The organism is Micromonospora sp. BL4 (assembly GCF_003667505.1).
In the GTDB taxonomy this organism is placed as follows: Bacteria; Actinomycetota; Actinomycetes; order Mycobacteriales; family Micromonosporaceae; genus Micromonospora.
Window position 1 is genome coordinate 1 of record NZ_RCVJ01000194.1, and the last position, 15,605, is coordinate 15,605.

Sequence of the window (15,605 nt, forward strand, 5' to 3'; positions counted from 1 at the left end):
GGCTGAGGTGGCGCGGCTGGTCCGGGCCTTCGGCGTGTCAGGCGGCGCACCACCCGGCTGCTGTGGGCTTTCCTCGGGTGCTCGCTCGGCTGCCGGAGCCGCCGCGATGTCCGGGTCGGCCGGCGCGGCTGCCTCCTCATTCCTGCCGGTCGCATTCCTGTCGGTGACGGGGACGGCCTGGCGGGGTAGGGGGCGGTCCGGCTCCGGTGGTTGGAAGAGGACCGCGGGGGCAGGCTTGGCCCGTCGGGGGCGCTGGGTGCCGGTGGTGGCCGGTGCCGCTGGCGGGTCGGACTCCGGTGCCGCCTTCTCCACGGACTGCTCGGCGGCCGTCGGCGGAGTGAAAGTTGGCCGTGGAGGGCGCCGGCGCGCGCGGTCAGCAGGCTCTCGGCGGGTCGGCTCGGCGGGCGGCTGCTCCTGCATATCGATGGAGCGTAGTCCCGATCACGCTGACGCACAGCGCGGAAACACGGGGCCGGCGGCCCCGGTGGGCGTACCTCGGAAGTCGCTTTGCTCCCGGTGGGTGGCGACCTGTATCCTCGGGCGCGGTGGTCTACGGGCCACCAGGGAGACTTCGCCTAGTCTGGTCTATGGCGCCGCACTGCTAATGCGGTTGGGGTCTTAAAGCCCCTCCCGGGTTCGAATCCCGGAGTCTCCGCGCGAAAGCCGGGTGTGTACACTGGCTGAGCACCAGCGCCCGTAGCTCAATGGATAGAGCATCTGACTACGGATCAGAAGGTTAGGGGTTCGAGTCCCTTCGGGCGCACATACTTGAACAAGGAAAACGCACAGGGCCGGTCGCATGCGACCGGCCCTGTGCGTTTTTCCGGGTTCCCCTCATCAGCAAGCCGCCGAGCTGACCCAGCGCCCCTCGCTTGTCGTCCCGGCTCGCATGTCCGTAGACGGTCATGGTCATCTCCAACGTGCTGTGTCCCAGGATGTTCATGACGGTCCGGGGCGGCACGCCCAAGGCCAGCAGGACCGAGACACAGCCGTGCCGGAGGTCGTGCAGCCGGATGGCCGGTAGCTCGGCGGTGGCGCATTGGTCCTGCACGAGCCGAGTGCAGTTGCGCGGATCCGGCCGCGTGGTGAGCGTCGCCCAGTGCTCCGCTTCGCCGCTACCACCGGAACGCCCTCCTTGGCTGTACGAGTTGAGAACGCGTTGTGCCGAGCCGAGCTAACTGCGCGAATACCTTTCCGATCACGTTCTCGATCTTGGGACAGCGGGGTGACTCGCCCAGCCGCTAGCATCGCGCTGATTCCCGTCCCCCATTACGGAGACCTCCATGCGCAAACTTGCCGCCGCCGCCCTCGTGGGCGTGCTCGTGGCCGTCCTCCCGGCAACGGCCGCCCTGGCCGCCGACCCCAAGCCGGATATCGCGGTGACCTCCGCCGCCGACAAGGCCAACTACGCCGAGGGCGAGACCTTCACCATCACGGTCACGGTGAAGAACAAGAGCTCCGTCGACGCCAAGCGCGTGCACTACACCGGCGGCGACAGCGAGGGCGTCGACGGTGTCGCCTACGGTAAGCTGTCGACCGGCTTCGACCTCGCCGCCGGTGCCACCAAGACCGTTCAGATCACCGGCAAGACCAACCACCTGGCGTGGCAGTCCGGGTACGGATTCGTTGCCTTCTCACTCGCTGCCGACAACGGCGAGGCCAACGACGCCGACAACACCACCAGCGTGCGGCTGCTGGTGGCGGGCGCCTTCGACGATCTCGGCGGCTACGTCTTCCAGGGTGAGTCCTCTGGCGCCGAGTGGACGCCCGAAACGCCTGGCGTCCCGGGTGTCAAGGTCGTCGCCACCAGTGCCGACGGCAAGACGAAGTACGCCGAGGCCATCACGGACGCCAAGGGCTTGTTCCGTTTCGCCCGCCTCCCCGCCGGCAACGTCCTGCTGACGTTCAACGCCCCTGCGGGCTGGAAGGTCCTGACCGGCGAGAACGGCGAGGACGACCACACTCTGGCGCAGGTGCGCGCCGACGACAGCGACGAGCCGCGCATCTTCGTGCCGGCGAAGAAGGTCGCCGTGAGCTCGCCGAGCGTCTCGCCGTCGCAGTCGCAGTCGCCGTCACCGTCGCCGTCGGCGAGCGCCGGTCCGGGCCTATCGGTCACCGGCGACAACACCGCCGGTCCGGGCCTGCCGGTCACCGGTGACAAGACCATGCTGCTCGTCGGCGCGGCTGCGGTCGCCGTCGCAGTCGGCATCGCGCTGGTGCTCGTCGCACGGCGCCGCCGCGTACACCTGCAGGCCTGATCGGCCGAGATCGCTCCGGCGGCCGAACACCCGCGGGCTGTAGAGTCCCCCCGCTATGTCGAGCAAGGCGAAGGGCGCCGAGGCTCCAGCACCCCCTGGAGCCTCGGCGCCGGCAAGCGGGCCACGCCGGCCCGGCCCCGGCCTGCTGGCGACCTCCGGCCGGCTCTATTGATCAGAAGGTTCGGGGTTCGAGTCCCTTCGGGCGCACTTCGCGATCAAGGGCCATGACCAGCGGAAACGCGGGTCATGGCCCTGTTTGCTTCTGCGAATTGAAAGAATCCATTGGTCCGCATGCCAAGACAGCCTCTACCTGTGAGGGGACTGTCCTCCGAGACGGACAACGGCGCGCTGCCCTGCCGATGGGAGTGAACCGACTCCAGTAGCCACCGGCAATACCGGTCCGCTGGTCGTGGCACTCAACGCCAAGGCCCGCTACCTGCTCTGTCTGGGCTGTCCAGGCACACTTGCGTCGTGGAACGTCACGAGTTCGGCGCCGCGGTGCGCCAGTTGCGGGAGAAGACGACCCCTGCGACTGTCGGGCTACCGGTCGGCCGTCGGCGGGTGCAAGGGTTGCGGCGGGAGGAACTCGGCGAACTCGCCGGGATGTCTGCGGACTACGTACGCCGGTTGGAGCAGGGGCGGAGCCATCCGTCGGTCGGGGTGGTGAACGCCATCGCCCGGGCGTTACGGATCGGGCGGGCGGAGTACGAGCGGCTCTGCGCGCTGGCCGGGTACGCCGCTGCGGACGGGCAGGTGCCGACCGACATCGGTCCGGGTGCGATGCGGCTGCTGGAGCGGTTCACGGACACTCCGATGTTCGTCTCCGATGCGGCGATGAATCTGGTCGCCGTGAACAGTGCGTTCATGGCCCTGGGGCACTGGGATCTCACCGGGGACCCTTGGGAGTGGAACATCGCCTGGCGTACGTTCTGCGATCCGTTCAGTGGTTTCAAGCAATCTGCGGCTGACGCGACCGATCATGAGGCGGTCCTCGTTGCCCGCCTGAAGGGCGCGCTGTTGCGCTATCCCGCCGACGCGTCGCTCGCCGCGCTGGTGGACGAGATGCGGAGCCGAAGCCAACTGTTCGACACCTTGTGGCGCACGCCGCGACCGGTGGCGGCCTACGAGAGCAGTGCCGCGTTCATTCATCCGGACGGTGGCGCCGTCACGCTCGTCGGCAGCCTTCTCGCCATCCCGGGCGACGATCTGGCGGCTCTGATGCTCACCGCGGCACCGGGTTCGGCCGATGCGGCGCGTCTCGCTGAGATCGTCGGCGACGCCGGCGAACCGACCATCATCAAGGTGGGCCAGCCCGGCCCAGGCTAACCGCGCCGGATCCTGCCAGATTGAGTGACGTCTCCAGCGACCGCGGATCCAGCGGCTGCCTCCGGGCGGCCCTGGTGACGCCGGACTGGACGCCTTCGTAACTCGAAGCAGTGCCGTAGGGGGTCACCTCTGCGTCGGGACTGCTTCAGGGTTCGGAGCACATTGATGGCGCTCACGGAAGCAGGTTCAGTAATGAAGGCAGTGCGTTTTCACGAGTTCGGCGGTCCCGAGGTGCTGCGCTACGAGGACGTCGAGCAGCCCACCCCCGGCGCCGGTCAGGTCCGGATCCGCGTCGCCGGGACGTCGTTCAACGGCGTCGACGGCAACATCCGCGCGGGCTTCATGCAGGGCCCGATCCCGGTGGAGCTGCCACACACTCCCGGTCTCGATGTCGCCGGCACGGTCGACGCACTCGGTGACGACGTGGACGACGTCGCGGTCGGCGACCAGGTGATCGGCTTCCTGCCGATGACGGGGACCGGAGCGGCCGCGGAGTACGTGATCGCGCCGGCGGAGATCTTGACGGGGGCGCCCAGGAACATCCCGTTGGCCGACGCGGCGGCGCTCCCGCTGGTGGGCTTGACCGCGTGGCAGGCGCTGTTCGACCACGGCAACCTGACCGCCGGTCAGCGCGTGCTGATCAACGGTGCCGGCGGAGCGGTCGGCGGATACGCCGTGCAGCTGGGGAGGGAGGCCGGTGCCGAGGTGATCGCCACGGCCAGCCCACGCAGCGCCGACCGTGTCAAAGCCGCAGGCGCCGACGAGGTGATCGACCACACCACCACCGACGTGACCGCGTCGGTGACCGAGCCGGTCGACCTCGTACTCAACCTCGCGCCCGTCTCCCCGGAACAGCTCGCCGCGCTGGTCACGCTGATCCGGGACGGCGGCACCCTCGTCAACACCACCGTCTGGATGCCCGCTCCCTCGGACGAGGCGCGCAATGTGCGCGGCATCGACCTGTTCGTCCGCAGCGACGCCGACCAACTCGCCGACCTGGCCGCCCGCGTCAGCACCGGAGAGTTGCGCGTCGAGGTTGCCCAGCGGGTGGCGCTGGCCGACCTGCCCGCACTCCACGCCCGCGCCGGCGCGGGCGAGCTGCCGGGCAAGACCGTCATCCTCGCGCCCACGGCCTGACACGCTTACCGGAGGAACAATCATGTCTCTGTCTCTGATCCCGAGATCACCACGGCCGTTGGCCCCGATGACCGACAGCCGCACGAGCCCGTCAGGCACTCCGGCCATACCGCTGCTCATCAGCCCGACCGACCGCACGGTTTCGGTCACGGTCCAGCAACGCACCTCGGTGGCGCCCGCCACCGCGTTCCGAGCGATCGCGCCGATCGACCTGCCAAGCGTTTTCCACAGGGTCGGGCCGTTCCCCGGCGTCAAGGGCGTGGCCAACCAGACGGAGGCCTGGGATCACATCGGCGCCACCCGTAACCCGCACTTCGAGGACGGGTCACAGGCCAACGAACAGTTGACCGAGTACACGGAGGGTTCGGTCTTCGCGTACCAGCTGACCGGGTTCACGAACGTCCTCTCCCGCCTGGCGTCCGGGGTGCGGGGTGAGTTCAACTTCAACCCCGACGGGGACGGCACCCTCATCCGCTGGACCTACGAGTTCAAGCCGCTCCCAGGCCGGCGCCCTGTCCTCGCCGGTCCCTTCGCCCCCCTGTGGCGCCGTTACATGGCGGCTGCCCTGCACCGGTGCGTGCAGGTGGCCGAGGCGCAGGAGCCGCAGCTGTAGCAGTCCCGGCCAGCCACAGGAAAGCACGCGAGACGGCGGTGCCTCTCCACGAGGATCGAACGAGCGGCCCCGTCGACTTGCCTCCCGGGGGGACGCGCCGTCGCCCGGCCGATCGAACCAACCGACCGCACACCCCAGGAGACGATCACGATGATTCCCGACGACGACCCCACTCGCTCGCTGACCGTCGCGAACCCCGACGACCCCGCCACGACGTACATCTCTCTGGTGGGCAACACCTACGGCATGTTGATCACGGGCGAGCAGACGAACGGCGCGTACTGCCTGATCGATATGCGCGTCCCCGACGGTGGCGGCCCGCCGCCGCACCGGCACGACTTCGAGGAGATGTTCACGATCCTCGAGGGCGAGATCGAGTTCACCTTCCGCGGCGAGAAGCACGTCGTGCGGGCCGGCTCCACGATCAACATCCCGGCCAACGCACCGCACAACTTCCGCAACGCCTCGGGCGCACCGGCCCGGATGCTGTGCATGTGCACCCCCGCCGGGCAGGACGAGTACTTCACGCGCATCGGCGACGTCGTCGAGGGCAAGGACGCGCCGCCGCCGCAGTTGACGCCGGACGACCTCGCTGAACGCCGCCGCCGTGCGGCAGAGCTGGCCTCGACCTACCGCAGTGAATTTCTGTGACCACCGCGACGAGCAACCCGCTACCGCTGGCCGCCACGAGTCACGCAACGGCGTTGACCGCACCTACGCGTGCGGCCACCGCCGCTCTGATGCAAAGAGGTGCGACAACGAGGACGAAGTCCACCGGCTCCAGCGGCCGTTGCCCAGGGCCAAATCGCTGCAATTTCGGCGAGCTACTCAGAGCCAGAGACACCGCCGAACGCGAAACTGTCGTCCAAGGCCGGTCGGATTGGCGCGGCAACCTCGTTGGAGCCCTGCTCAGCGCCTACCGGAGGGGGTGGGGCTACCGCTCGCGCTCGGCGACGTACGTACCGCGGCCGGTGAAGGTGACGACCATCCCACGCTCTCGCAGTAGCCGGACGGCCGACCGGACGGTGCCCCGAGCCACGCCGTACTCCTGCTGCAGTTGGGTTTCGGAGGGGAGCGGCTGGCGCGGCTTGAGCTTCCCGCTCTCGATCTGCTTGGCGAGGAGATCGGCGAGCTGGACGTAGAACGGAACCGGGCTCATCTCGTCAACCATGATCGACACGATATGGACGCCCAGAATGGCCTGGTCGTCGGGTACGGCCAGGACGGGCTGCCCGGGTAAAACAAGCTAGACGGGGTGTACGGGTTGGGTTACCTTTGGTTGGCAGGTGACCGCTGTCCGTTGGAGGCGTCCAATGAAGCTCTCGTTCCGGCCGGTCCGCCGCCCTGTGCCGACCCTCGACCGAACCGGCCCCGCGACGGCGTACCCGAACCGTTCCGGAGCCCTCGGCCCGGCAGCCGTCAGGGAGATCCCTTCGCGCCGGGACGCCGCCTCTCGCTGCTACCCGAAGCCCGAGAGGTGGTAGTGGTGAGCGTCGAGAAGGTTCTCAGCCGGGTGCCGTTCTACGTCGAGCAGGCCTCGTACTGCATCAGCTTTCACGAGCGGCGCACGTGTCTGAGCTGTACCGATGAGGGCTGCCCTCGCCTTGACGAAGCTGCGGAGCTGCTGGCCGACTACCGAGCCCAGCGCACCGAGCGGTACGGCCGTACGGGATCTTCGTAGTCCTGATCGTTGCAGTCCTGACTATCGATGCGGCAGGTGGTCTGCAGACGCGTCTAGTCGGCGAGAGGTCCCCTTCCCTATTGTTGGACAGCCGTCGTGCCGAGGCGGTCCCGCTGGTAGGCCGCCCTTAGGCATCAGGGCATTTCGAGCGTGAGCAGCGGCTCAGCGAACACCGGCGCCGGCGCGTCGGGGTGTGCGGCAACAACCTTCTCCAGGCGGCGGAATCCGACCTCCAGCTCCTCGGGGCCGAGCTGCGCGAAGAACGAGAGGGTACGCAGGCGCAGCCGTTCGAGCATGTCCGCGTAGGTGCCCGAGGACGGCTCGGTGACCGTGCCGAAGCTGGCGACGCGCCAGCCGACCGACGTGAACGTCTCGATGGCCTCGTGCAGCGGCTGGAACAGTGCAGCGTCCGCCTCGTAGCCGTTGGGGAAGTGCTCCAGCCACCACGGCCGCGGGTGGTGGTCGCTGAAGTTCGCGCGCAGGAGCAGCCGACCGCCGGGCCTGAGCACCCTGGCCAACTCCCGGGCGGCCCGGGGCTTGTCCTGGACGTGGTGCCAGGACAGGAACATGAGCGCGTAGTCGGCGCTGTCGGACGGCACGGGCAAGTCCTCGGCGGTGCCGGCCAGATAGCGCACATCGGGATGCTGGGACTGCGTCTGCGCAACCTCGCGCATGCGGACCGACGGCTCGACGCCGGTGACCGGCCCGAACGCTTCTGCCAGCGCGGGGGTGTACCTGCCGGTCCCTGAGCCGACGTCCAGCCCCACCAGCGGGCGCCGCTCGGGCAGTACCGCCGCGAAGGCGTCGATCCATACCTCCAGTTGCTGCCGGGTGAGCGCGCGGCCGCGCGCGTAGTCCTGGTGCTGCTCCGTGTCGTAGTCGATCGACCTCATCGCACCTCCCGCGTTGGCCGGAGCGACCGCAGATGCCGTCTCGATGTATCGCCCCGATACATCGTGACGATATTGGTCGGCGTGTCACGCCACAAGATGCGGGTGCGGGCGGTCAGGCGGCCGGCGTCGCGGTCTCGGCGCGCTTGGGGCTCTCAGGCTGCGGCGACGTCGGGTGCCGAGGCGTGCGTGACCGCAGTGGTGGGGATGCTCAGGGAGGCGAGGAGAGCCAGCTTCTCCGCGCTGCTCGTGCCCGGTTGAGCGTGGTAGAGGACCAGCAGTTGGCCTTTGGCGCCGTCGATGCTGAGCTTCTCCCGGTTGAGGATGAGCTCGCCGACCTGGGGGTGCTGAAGGCGGGTGGGCATGCCTTCGCAGGTGCGGACGTCGTGCCGGGCCCAGAGTTGCCGGAACCGTGGGCTGGACAGGGACAGTTCGCCGACGAGCTGGATGAATCGTGGGTCGTCGGTATCGGTGCCCACGGCTCTGCGGAAGCTGCCGACCAGGTTGGCGGTGGCCTGGTCCCAGTCGGGGAACATCGCGCGCTCGGCTGGGTCGAGGAACACGGCCGTGAGCCGGTTCTGGCCGGGCTCCAGGTTGGGCGACAGCGCGCGGGCGAGGTTGTTGGCGGCGAGCACGTCGAAGTAGCGGTCCTCGACGAACGCAGGTATGCCCACGACGTCGAGCAGTTGACGGATGCTGGCCGGTACGGTCTCGCGCCGGGGACGGCGTCGCCGGTGCCGGGGCCGTGGCGTGGCCAGGCTCAGCAGGTAGTCGGTGGCGGCGTCGTCGAGGCGCAGGACGCGGGCGAGCGCCTCGAGGACCTGGATCGAGGGGTTGCGGTCGCGGCCCTGCTCAAGTCGCAGGTAGTAGTCGGCGCTGATCCCGGCGAGCATGGCGACCTCTTCCCGCCGTAGCCCGGCGACGCGTCGCAACCCGTCGGCCGGCAGGCCGACGCTGTCGGGCTGGACGAGCTCGCGGCGGGCCCGCAGGTAGCCGCCGAGCAGATTGTTGTCGCGCACCGTCCCCAGGTTAACCGCGTGGGAGGCGGACTGCCTGTCCCTGCCACTCCCAGGAACGGCGGGGCTCATCCTCTTTCACTCCGCTGGGCGCAGGGTGGAGCAGGCGCCCGTCGGCTGCCTTCCGGCGGCAGCGGGAAGCCCTCCACCGGGATCGGCTCCACGTCAGCAAGCCGGAGCCAGCCCGCGGAAACAGTGAGAGGAAGCTGTCATGACGTCAGGCACAGTTCACGGCGAAACGTTCCCGATGGGGGATTTGGTGGTCGGCCGGATGGGGTACGGCGCGATGCAGTTGGCCGGCCCGCACGCCTTCGGTCCGCCGGCCGACCGCGACGGCGCGGTGGCCGTGCTGCGCCAGGCCGTCGACCTGGGGATCAACCACATCGACACGGCCGACTTCTACGGCCCGTACGTCACCAACGAGATCATCAAGGAGGCCCTGCACCCGTACCGGAGCGACCTGCACGTCGTGACGAAGGTCGGATCGGTGCGGGACGCCGAGGGGAACTGGCTGAAGGCGTTGGCTCCCGAGCAGCTACGCCAGGCGGTGCACGACAACCTGGATCACCTCGGGCTCGACGTACTCGATGTGGTCAACCTGCGCGTCGGCGGCTTCGACCGGCCCACCCCCGGCTCGATCTCCGAGCCGTTCGCCGCGCTCGCGCAGCTTCAGCAGGAGGGGTTGATCAAGCACCTGGGTCTCAGCACGGTGAACGCCGAGCAGATCGCCGAGGCGCAGTCCATCGCCCCGATCGTGTGTGTGCAGAACTTCTACAACATCGCGAACCGGGAGGACGATGACCTGATCGACGCCCTCGCGGCGCAGGGCATCGCCTACGTGCCCTACTTCCCGCTCGGCGGCTTCTCCCCGCTCCAGTCCGACGTGCTGAACGGTGTCGCCAAGCGTCTCGGCAACACGCCGATGGCCGTCGCGCTGGCGTGGCTGCTCCAGCGCTCCCCGAACATCCTGCTCATCCCCGGCACCTCATCCGTCGCGCACCTGCGCCAGAACGTCTCCGCCACCGCGCTGACCCTTCCCGAGGACGCGCTGGCCGAGCTGAACGCCATCAGCGCCGGCTGAGGCGGCCGGTCCGGAACCACGAGGTCGTTCAGTCACCGAGCCGCTCCGTACCGGCGAACGCGACAGGGGCGGGCCCGGTTCGGCCCGCCCCTGTCGCGTGAGTGGTGCTGGTCAGTCGCGCGGAGTCTGAAGCACGACCCGGCGACGGCGGAACAGCACGAGCAGCACGGCACCGAGCGCGAGCACCGCCGCACCGGTGCCGGCGAGGGCCGCGGCCGGAGCGCCGGTGACGGGCAGGCCGCCGCCGGAGCCACCGTCGTCACCGTTGTCAGCCCCGCCACCGTTGGCGCCGTTGGTGATGACGATCCGGGCGGTGTTGTTCTCCGGCTTCGACTCGGCCGCCGAGGTGACGCTGCGGGCGACGATGGTGCCGTCGGTGCCCGGAGCAGACTTGATCTTCAGCTGCACCGTCGCCTTGATCCGGCCGTAGCCGGACGCCGTGGTCGGGAACTGGCTCTCGAAGTTGCAGCGGAGCTTCGCCGACTCCGGCAGCGTCTGGTGCTCGGTGCCATCGGTGTAGCACCACTTGGCGGGCAGCAGCACCGTGCCGGTCGGCGCGGTGATGAGCACTGACGGGCCGCCACCGTCGGAGGGACCGTTGTTGACGACCTCGTAGGCGAGGTTGACGGTCTGCCCGACGGCGCCCTTGACAGCCGGCGCCGTCACGGCGACGTCGAGGGTGTTCTTCTTGGTCCAGATCGCGAAGCCGGCGTAGTTGTCGGATTCGTCGAGTTCGCGTTGCGCGGAGCGCTGCTTGGCGAGGTCGCCCTTCGCCTCCAGCTTACGAACGGCATTGGCGAACGATGGTCCCGTGCCCTTGGCGCGGGTGCTGTTCTTCGCCGCGCGTTCCGCGCCGGCCAGTGCGACGTTGACCGAGCCGTAGATACTGTCCGGACCGCTCAGGTTGCGGCCGAACGTGAGGTTGAACAGCGACGAGCCGGTCTCGTCGTCGAAGAGCAGCAGGCCTTCGCCGGGTTCGAGGGCCAGCGGGACGACGCAGCTGACCTCGCTCGGGCCGTACACGTACGGCAGGCCGGTGTTCTTCGGGTAGTAGTTGGTGTAGGTGCAGTCGCTGTACCGCTCGACGAACGTGGCACCGGTGGGAAGACTGATCCGCACGGTGAAGTCCGTCGCGGCGGTGTCGCCCTCGTTCCCGACGCCCGCGTACAGCGGAACGGTGTCGCCGGGGCCGACCGGGTTGCCCTTGGCGTTCAGATCCTGCGCGGCGGCGACCAGATCCGGGCCGGACGCGACCACCGTGACGGGGAACGACCCGGTGTCGTTGCCCGGGGACATGTCGTCTTCGACGCCGTCGATGGTCACGGTCACCGACCCCGCGTCGCCGGGAGTGGCACCTGTCTTGCTGGCCAGCGAGAGGGGGTGCAGGGCGGTGGTCTGACCGGCCTCCAGCACTCCGACCGTGCAGGTGACCTTGGTGCCGGCCAGCGTGCAGACGTCGGTCCAGTCGGGGACGGTGGCGGTGACCCGGTCGGAGACCTTGCTCAGGTCGAGGGTGACGGTCACCCCGGTGGCGGTGGCTTCACCGTAGTTGTAGACGGTCATGCCGACGGTGGCTCCGTTGTTGTCGACCTCAGCAACGGGCTCGCTGTCGAAGGAGACGAACAGGTCGGGCAGTGCCTCGGCGGCGGAAGCTGCCAGCGGGGTGCTGAACAGGGTGGCCGTCGCCAGCACTGCTGCCACTGTCGCGACCCGAGGCCAGGTGGCCTTCTTGCGATTCATGTGCTCTCCGGTGAGGGGTGGTGGGCCCGCACCCTAGCTGATGGCCTCAGATATCTCTGCCCTCCTCCGCGGGCCTGGCACATCCGGCGAGCTTTCAGTCCTCCAGCTCGATGATGGGCCGGTCGCTGACCACCGCCGTCAGGATCATCGGGGCGTCTCCGTCGCACTGGTTGACGGAGACCCCGACCCATCGGCCGCTGACCGCGACTGGCCCCCATACGGCCAGATCGCCGTAACAGTCCACACTGCACAACGCCTGGAACACCGCCGGCATGGGTTCACCCGCCTGATTGCGAAAGAGCGGCACCCGCATGGAAACCCGCCGGTGCGGTCCCCACCGGCTGTCGAGTTCGCGTACGACGAGGGCGAGGTTTTCCGCCGCGGCCTCCTCCGCCTCGTTCCACTCCGGTCCGTACACCCCGGTCAGCGCGTCGCTCTCCCAGAGCGGCCGGATTCGGAAGCCCTCGCCCGCGGTGGCCGTCCACTCCCCGGTGGCCGGGTCTCCCTCGCTGACCGTCGCGCCGGCTGTGGGCAGGTCCCCGGCGAGCAGCGCCTCGATGTCCGACACGGCTCGGTCGGTCGCGTACGCCTCACCGGCCCGGCTGGTCACCGCGCGACTCCTTCCACTGCTGCTCGACGAGCGCCAGCAGGGCGGCGTGCGTCTGCTGGTCTGCCGCCGCGATGAGCCCGCCCACGCCGGTGTACAGCGGTTGTCCCTGAATACCGGTCACCACGCATCCCGCTGCCTGGCACAGGGCGATTGCAGCGGCGAAGTGCACGCTGTCCCGCATGTCGCTGTCGGTCACGTACGCGGCTCGGCGGCCGGCCGCCACCCAGGTCGCCGCCAGGCTGGTGGACACGACGCGTGGGCGGAACCGCTCGACGAACCCCGGGTCGGCGAGCAGCCGCGCAGCCCGGAACTCTGGAGCGTTCAGGAACGGTGGATCGAGGTTGATGTCCACCAAGGCCGACTCGGCCGACGGTTTGAGCTGCTCGTCCACGCCGTCGCGGCGCACGTACGCCCGAGTGCCGTCAGTCCAGAACGTCTCGTCGGCGAACGGATCGGCGGTGGCCGCCGCGGTGATGGTCGAGCCCGTCCGCAGCGCGACGTTCACTCCGACCAGCATGGTGCGTGCGGCGTAGTTCAGCGTGCCGCACAGGGGGTCGACCAGCCACCTCCGCTCGGCGGCGTCGGTGCCGGTGCGTCCGCTCTCCTCACCGGTGACGGCGTCCTGCGGGCGGGTGGAACTGAGAACGTCGAGGATGACCTTCTCCGCTTCGATGTCCGCGGCAGTGGCGAAGTCTCCCCCGGATTTGTCGAAGCGTGTCAGCGAGGCCCCGTACATGGTCCGCACGACAGCGGCTCCCGCCTGTGCTGCCGTGATCGCCACGTCTTCGTCTTTGATCGACATGCGAGCAGGATGACACGGTTGCCGCAGCAGCGTCGTCCGGTGGAGCGCCGATCCGGGCGGGACGGCCGCAGTCGTATCTCCCGCTTGTGAGGGGACCTCAGGGTGGGCTTCTCCGGGGCCGGTACGGGGATTTCCTGATGGAGCGTCACCCGCCGTCCTGCCAGGCTGGGGCGATGACCGACACCGAGCTACGGGTCTCCCGCCAGCCGCTCCGTCTGGTACGGGCGGCGGCCGTCGGCGCCCCCTTGCTCCTGATGCTCTACGGCATCCTGCGGATCATCGACGGCCTCGACGGCGACCACGGCCCGGGTTGGGCGTGGGACCTGGGCCATGCCCTGTTCCTGGTGGCGTTCGTGCTGTTCGCGGGCCTGATCGTCGGTCTGCGGCGGGTGCTCGCGTCCGCCGGTCTCGCTGGTTCCAGCAGCACCGGGCTCCGGGTGCTTCTGGACGCGGCGACGGCTGCCGGTCTGGTCGGCGCCGGCGCGTTCCTCTGGGTGATCCTCGGTGACCTCTTTCCCCGGTTGGGCGATGCCGCGGCACTGCCGGATCCGGCGATGGCGGCGGGGCCGCTGCTGTTCCAGTTCGGTCTGCTCACCCTGCTGGTACGGGCCGCGGTTGTCCGGCCACGGCTTCTTCCAGTCTGGGGCCCGCCGCTCGTGCTGCTCGGTTTCGTGTCGATCGCCGTCAACCTGGACCTGCTGCCGGTCGGCGGCGCGCTGATCCTCTCCGGACTTCTCCCCCTCGGCCGGCAGGTCAACTGACGGTCGGGCGGAACGGCTCGCCCGGACGCGAGGGTCGATCACCGGGCCGGTCCGGTGCGTACGACCGGACGGCACGGATGCGCCCGAACAGCGGAGACGCTGCTCGGGCGCCGCTTTCGGCGGTGGCGTCGAGGGCTGGCAGGCGTACCTGTCGGAAAGTTTCGATATCCCGCAACTCTCGGCCAGGCCTGTCTGCGGTGTTCGATGGCGCCTCGGTTCCGGTGAGGTGCTGGTTGATGGCCCAGCGGCCCGCCGAAAGTTTCGGCAAGAACATTGACACTTTCCGATAACTCGGCCAACACTTGACGAGGTTCCGCATTCGTGATCATCGATCGCGGATGTCATCACCCACCACCACACCTCGGAAGGGAGAGCCCTGGTGATCATCAGCTCGGGCCGTTCCAGGACCCGATCGGTGGTCGTCGCGCTGGCGATAACAGCGCTCACGGTCGCTGGATCGGCAACGGTAATCGCGAGAACGACCACCGCAGAGGCCGCCGCCGGCGGCGGCACGGCGGCTGCGGCTGCGGCGTCGGTCGAGGACGAGGGTGCCGACTGCGCCGTGTCGGGCCTGCCCGACCTGGGCTCCCTGCCCACCAACGCCAAGCTTCCCGACCCCTTCAGGAAGCTGAACGGCGCGACCATCTCCACCAGGGCCGACTGGCGGTGCCGCCGGGCGGAGATCAGGGAGCTGGCGGAGAAGTTCGTCTACGGCGAGAAGCCCGCGAAGCCGGCGACCGTCACGGGGACGGTCTCGAACACCACCGTCACGGTGAACGTGAACCACAACGGCAGGAGCGCCAGCTTCTCGGCGAGGGTGGAGCTGCCGAGTGGTTCCGGGCCCTTCCCGGCCGTCGTGGTCGTGGGCGGGTTCGGCGCGGACACGGCCACCATCAAGGCCGCTGGGGCCGCCGTCATCAGCTACGACCCCCTCGCGGTCGGGCGCGAGGGCACACCCCGGAACAACAAGCAGGGCGCGTTCTACAGCATCTACGGCTCGTCGAGCAGCACGGGGTTGCTCGCCGCCTGGGGCTGGGGCGTGAGCCGGATCATCGACGTCATCGAGCAGTCGGACGGCCGGATCCTCAAGGCCGACGCGATGGGCGTGACGGGTTGCTCCCGGTACGGCAAGGGCGCGTTCGCGATCGGTGTGTTCGACCAGCGCATCGCCCTGACCATGCCGATCGAGTCGGGTAGCGCCGGCGTTCCCATCTTCCGGGGCATCCCCGGGGAGGGCGCCCAGAGTCTGAGCAGCGCGTACGGCGAGCAGCCGTGGCTGGGGGACGCCTTCGGCTCGTTCACGGGCAGCCCGAACAGGCTCCCGGTGGACACGCACGAGATGGTGGCCATGGTGGCGCCGCGCGGGCTCTTCATCATGGACAACCCGCACATCGCCAACCTGGGTCCCCGCTCCGCGAGTGTGGCGGCCCTGGGCGGTGCGGAGGTCTACCGGGCGCTCGGCGCGGGCGACAACATCTCCTACTGGTCCGATGTCCAGGACGGTAGCCACTGCGCCAACCGGCCCGAGTGGCGCGATCCGCTGCAGAAGAACATCAGGAAGTTCCTGCTGAAGGCCGGGAACGACCCCGGGGTGATCAGGATTTCGAGCAGGGCGCTCGGCCGGCTGGCCGACTGGCGGGACTGGCAGACGCCGACCCTCACCGACGGCCCGACCACCCCGCCTCCTGTC

At 69.3% G+C, this 15,605-nt stretch carries 16 protein-coding genes and 2 tRNA genes; 11 read left to right on the plus strand and 7 right to left on the minus strand.

Annotation, left to right across the window (positions count from 1 at the left end):
• The first annotated feature begins 564 nt into the window (after window positions 1-564).
• Window positions 565-655: transfer RNA gene (locus tag EAD89_RS26055), tRNA-Ser, on the plus strand.
• A gap of 35 nt (window positions 656-690) precedes the next feature.
• A tRNA-Arg gene (locus tag EAD89_RS26060) sits at window positions 691-763 on the plus strand.
• On the opposite strand, the gene EAD89_RS31380 is transcribed toward EAD89_RS26060, so the two are convergent.
• A complete protein-coding gene (locus EAD89_RS31380) occupies window positions 737-1,051 on the minus strand; it encodes a tyrosine-type recombinase/integrase (RefSeq protein WP_121677548.1) in 315 nt (104 codons plus the stop codon). The genes EAD89_RS26060 and EAD89_RS31380 overlap by 27 nt on opposite strands.
• Window positions 1,052-1,316: 265 nt before the next feature.
• Between EAD89_RS31380 and EAD89_RS26070 the strand changes: the two genes are divergently transcribed.
• The 5 genes from EAD89_RS26070 to EAD89_RS26090 all read left to right on the plus strand — a co-directional run bounded on the left by EAD89_RS26070 (window position 1,317) and on the right by EAD89_RS26090 (window position 5,985).
• Entirely contained in the window at window positions 1,317-2,258 is a 942-nt protein-coding gene (locus EAD89_RS26070) for an SdrD B-like domain-containing protein (RefSeq protein WP_158610774.1), read from the plus strand.
• A gap of 471 nt (window positions 2,259-2,729) precedes the next feature.
• Window positions 2,730-3,584, plus strand: coding sequence for a helix-turn-helix domain-containing protein (locus tag EAD89_RS26075; RefSeq protein ID WP_121677550.1), 855 nt, complete (start codon window positions 2,730-2,732; stop codon window positions 3,582-3,584).
• A gap of 192 nt (window positions 3,585-3,776) precedes the next feature.
• On the plus strand, window positions 3,777-4,721 hold the full coding sequence (locus EAD89_RS26080) for an NADP-dependent oxidoreductase (protein WP_121677551.1): 945 nt from the start codon (window positions 3,777-3,779) through the stop codon (window positions 4,719-4,721).
• 22 nt (window positions 4,722-4,743) lie between these two features.
• Window positions 4,744-5,334 (plus strand): SRPBCC family protein, encoded by a 591-nt coding sequence (locus tag EAD89_RS26085; protein ID WP_199733629.1) that lies wholly within the window; start codon window positions 4,744-4,746, stop codon window positions 5,332-5,334.
• A gap of 150 nt (window positions 5,335-5,484) precedes the next feature.
• Window positions 5,485-5,985, plus strand: a complete 501-nt coding sequence (locus EAD89_RS26090; RefSeq protein WP_121677553.1) for a cupin domain-containing protein — start codon at window positions 5,485-5,487, stop codon at window positions 5,983-5,985.
• Window positions 5,986-6,268: 283 nt separating this feature from the next.
• On the opposite strand, the gene EAD89_RS26095 is transcribed toward EAD89_RS26090, so the two are convergent.
• Window positions 6,269-6,505 carry a GntR family transcriptional regulator gene (locus EAD89_RS26095; protein ID WP_121677562.1) on the minus strand — a complete coding sequence of 79 codons (237 nt, stop codon included), beginning with the start codon at window positions 6,503-6,505 and terminating at the stop codon, window positions 6,269-6,271.
• Window positions 6,506-6,820: 315 nt separating this feature from the next.
• On the opposite strand from EAD89_RS26095, the gene EAD89_RS26100 reads away from it, so the two are divergent.
• Entirely contained in the window at window positions 6,821-7,015 is a 195-nt protein-coding gene (locus tag EAD89_RS26100; RefSeq protein WP_147458869.1) for a hypothetical protein, read from the plus strand.
• Between the two features lie 134 nt (window positions 7,016-7,149).
• Here EAD89_RS26100 and EAD89_RS26105 read toward each other — a convergent pair whose 3' ends face one another.
• Both EAD89_RS26105 and EAD89_RS26110 read right to left on the minus strand, forming a co-directional pair.
• Entirely contained in the window at window positions 7,150-7,908 is a 759-nt protein-coding gene (locus EAD89_RS26105) for a class I SAM-dependent methyltransferase (protein ID WP_121677555.1), read from the minus strand.
• Between the two features lie 152 nt (window positions 7,909-8,060).
• Window positions 8,061-8,924: a helix-turn-helix domain-containing protein gene (locus EAD89_RS26110; protein ID WP_233579128.1), complete on the minus strand. Its 864-nt coding sequence runs from the start codon at window positions 8,922-8,924 to the stop codon at window positions 8,061-8,063.
• 208 nt (window positions 8,925-9,132) lie between these two features.
• Between EAD89_RS26110 and EAD89_RS26115 the strand changes: the two genes are divergently transcribed.
• The gene (locus EAD89_RS26115) at window positions 9,133-10,002 is read left to right on the plus strand and encodes an aldo/keto reductase family oxidoreductase (RefSeq protein ID WP_121677557.1); all 870 of its coding nucleotides are present in this window, start codon (window positions 9,133-9,135) and stop codon (window positions 10,000-10,002) included.
• 111 nt (window positions 10,003-10,113) lie between these two features.
• Here the strand turns inward: EAD89_RS26115 and EAD89_RS26120 are convergent, their stop codons facing one another.
• The 3 genes from EAD89_RS26120 to EAD89_RS26130 all read right to left on the minus strand — a co-directional run bounded on the left by EAD89_RS26120 (window position 10,114) and on the right by EAD89_RS26130 (window position 13,154).
• Window positions 10,114-11,742 (minus strand): peptidase, encoded by a 1,629-nt coding sequence (locus tag EAD89_RS26120; RefSeq protein WP_121677558.1) that lies wholly within the window; start codon window positions 11,740-11,742, stop codon window positions 10,114-10,116.
• A gap of 94 nt (window positions 11,743-11,836) precedes the next feature.
• Window positions 11,837-12,352 (minus strand): hypothetical protein, encoded by a 516-nt coding sequence (locus EAD89_RS26125; RefSeq protein ID WP_121677559.1) that lies wholly within the window; start codon window positions 12,350-12,352, stop codon window positions 11,837-11,839.
• A complete protein-coding gene (locus tag EAD89_RS26130; RefSeq protein WP_121677560.1) occupies window positions 12,333-13,154 on the minus strand; it encodes an inositol monophosphatase family protein in 822 nt (273 codons plus the stop codon). Before EAD89_RS26130 ends, EAD89_RS26125 begins: the two co-directional genes overlap by 20 nt.
• A 173-nt stretch (window positions 13,155-13,327) precedes the next feature.
• Between EAD89_RS26130 and EAD89_RS26135 the strand changes: the two genes are divergently transcribed.
• The gene (locus EAD89_RS26135; protein ID WP_233579130.1) at window positions 13,328-13,915 is read left to right on the plus strand and encodes a hypothetical protein; all 588 of its coding nucleotides are present in this window, start codon (window positions 13,328-13,330) and stop codon (window positions 13,913-13,915) included.
• Window positions 13,916-14,477: 562 nt separating this feature from the next.
• The coding region (locus EAD89_RS26140; RefSeq protein WP_233579132.1) for a cellulose-binding protein at window positions 14,478-15,605 on the plus strand (1,128 nt) is incomplete at its 3' end.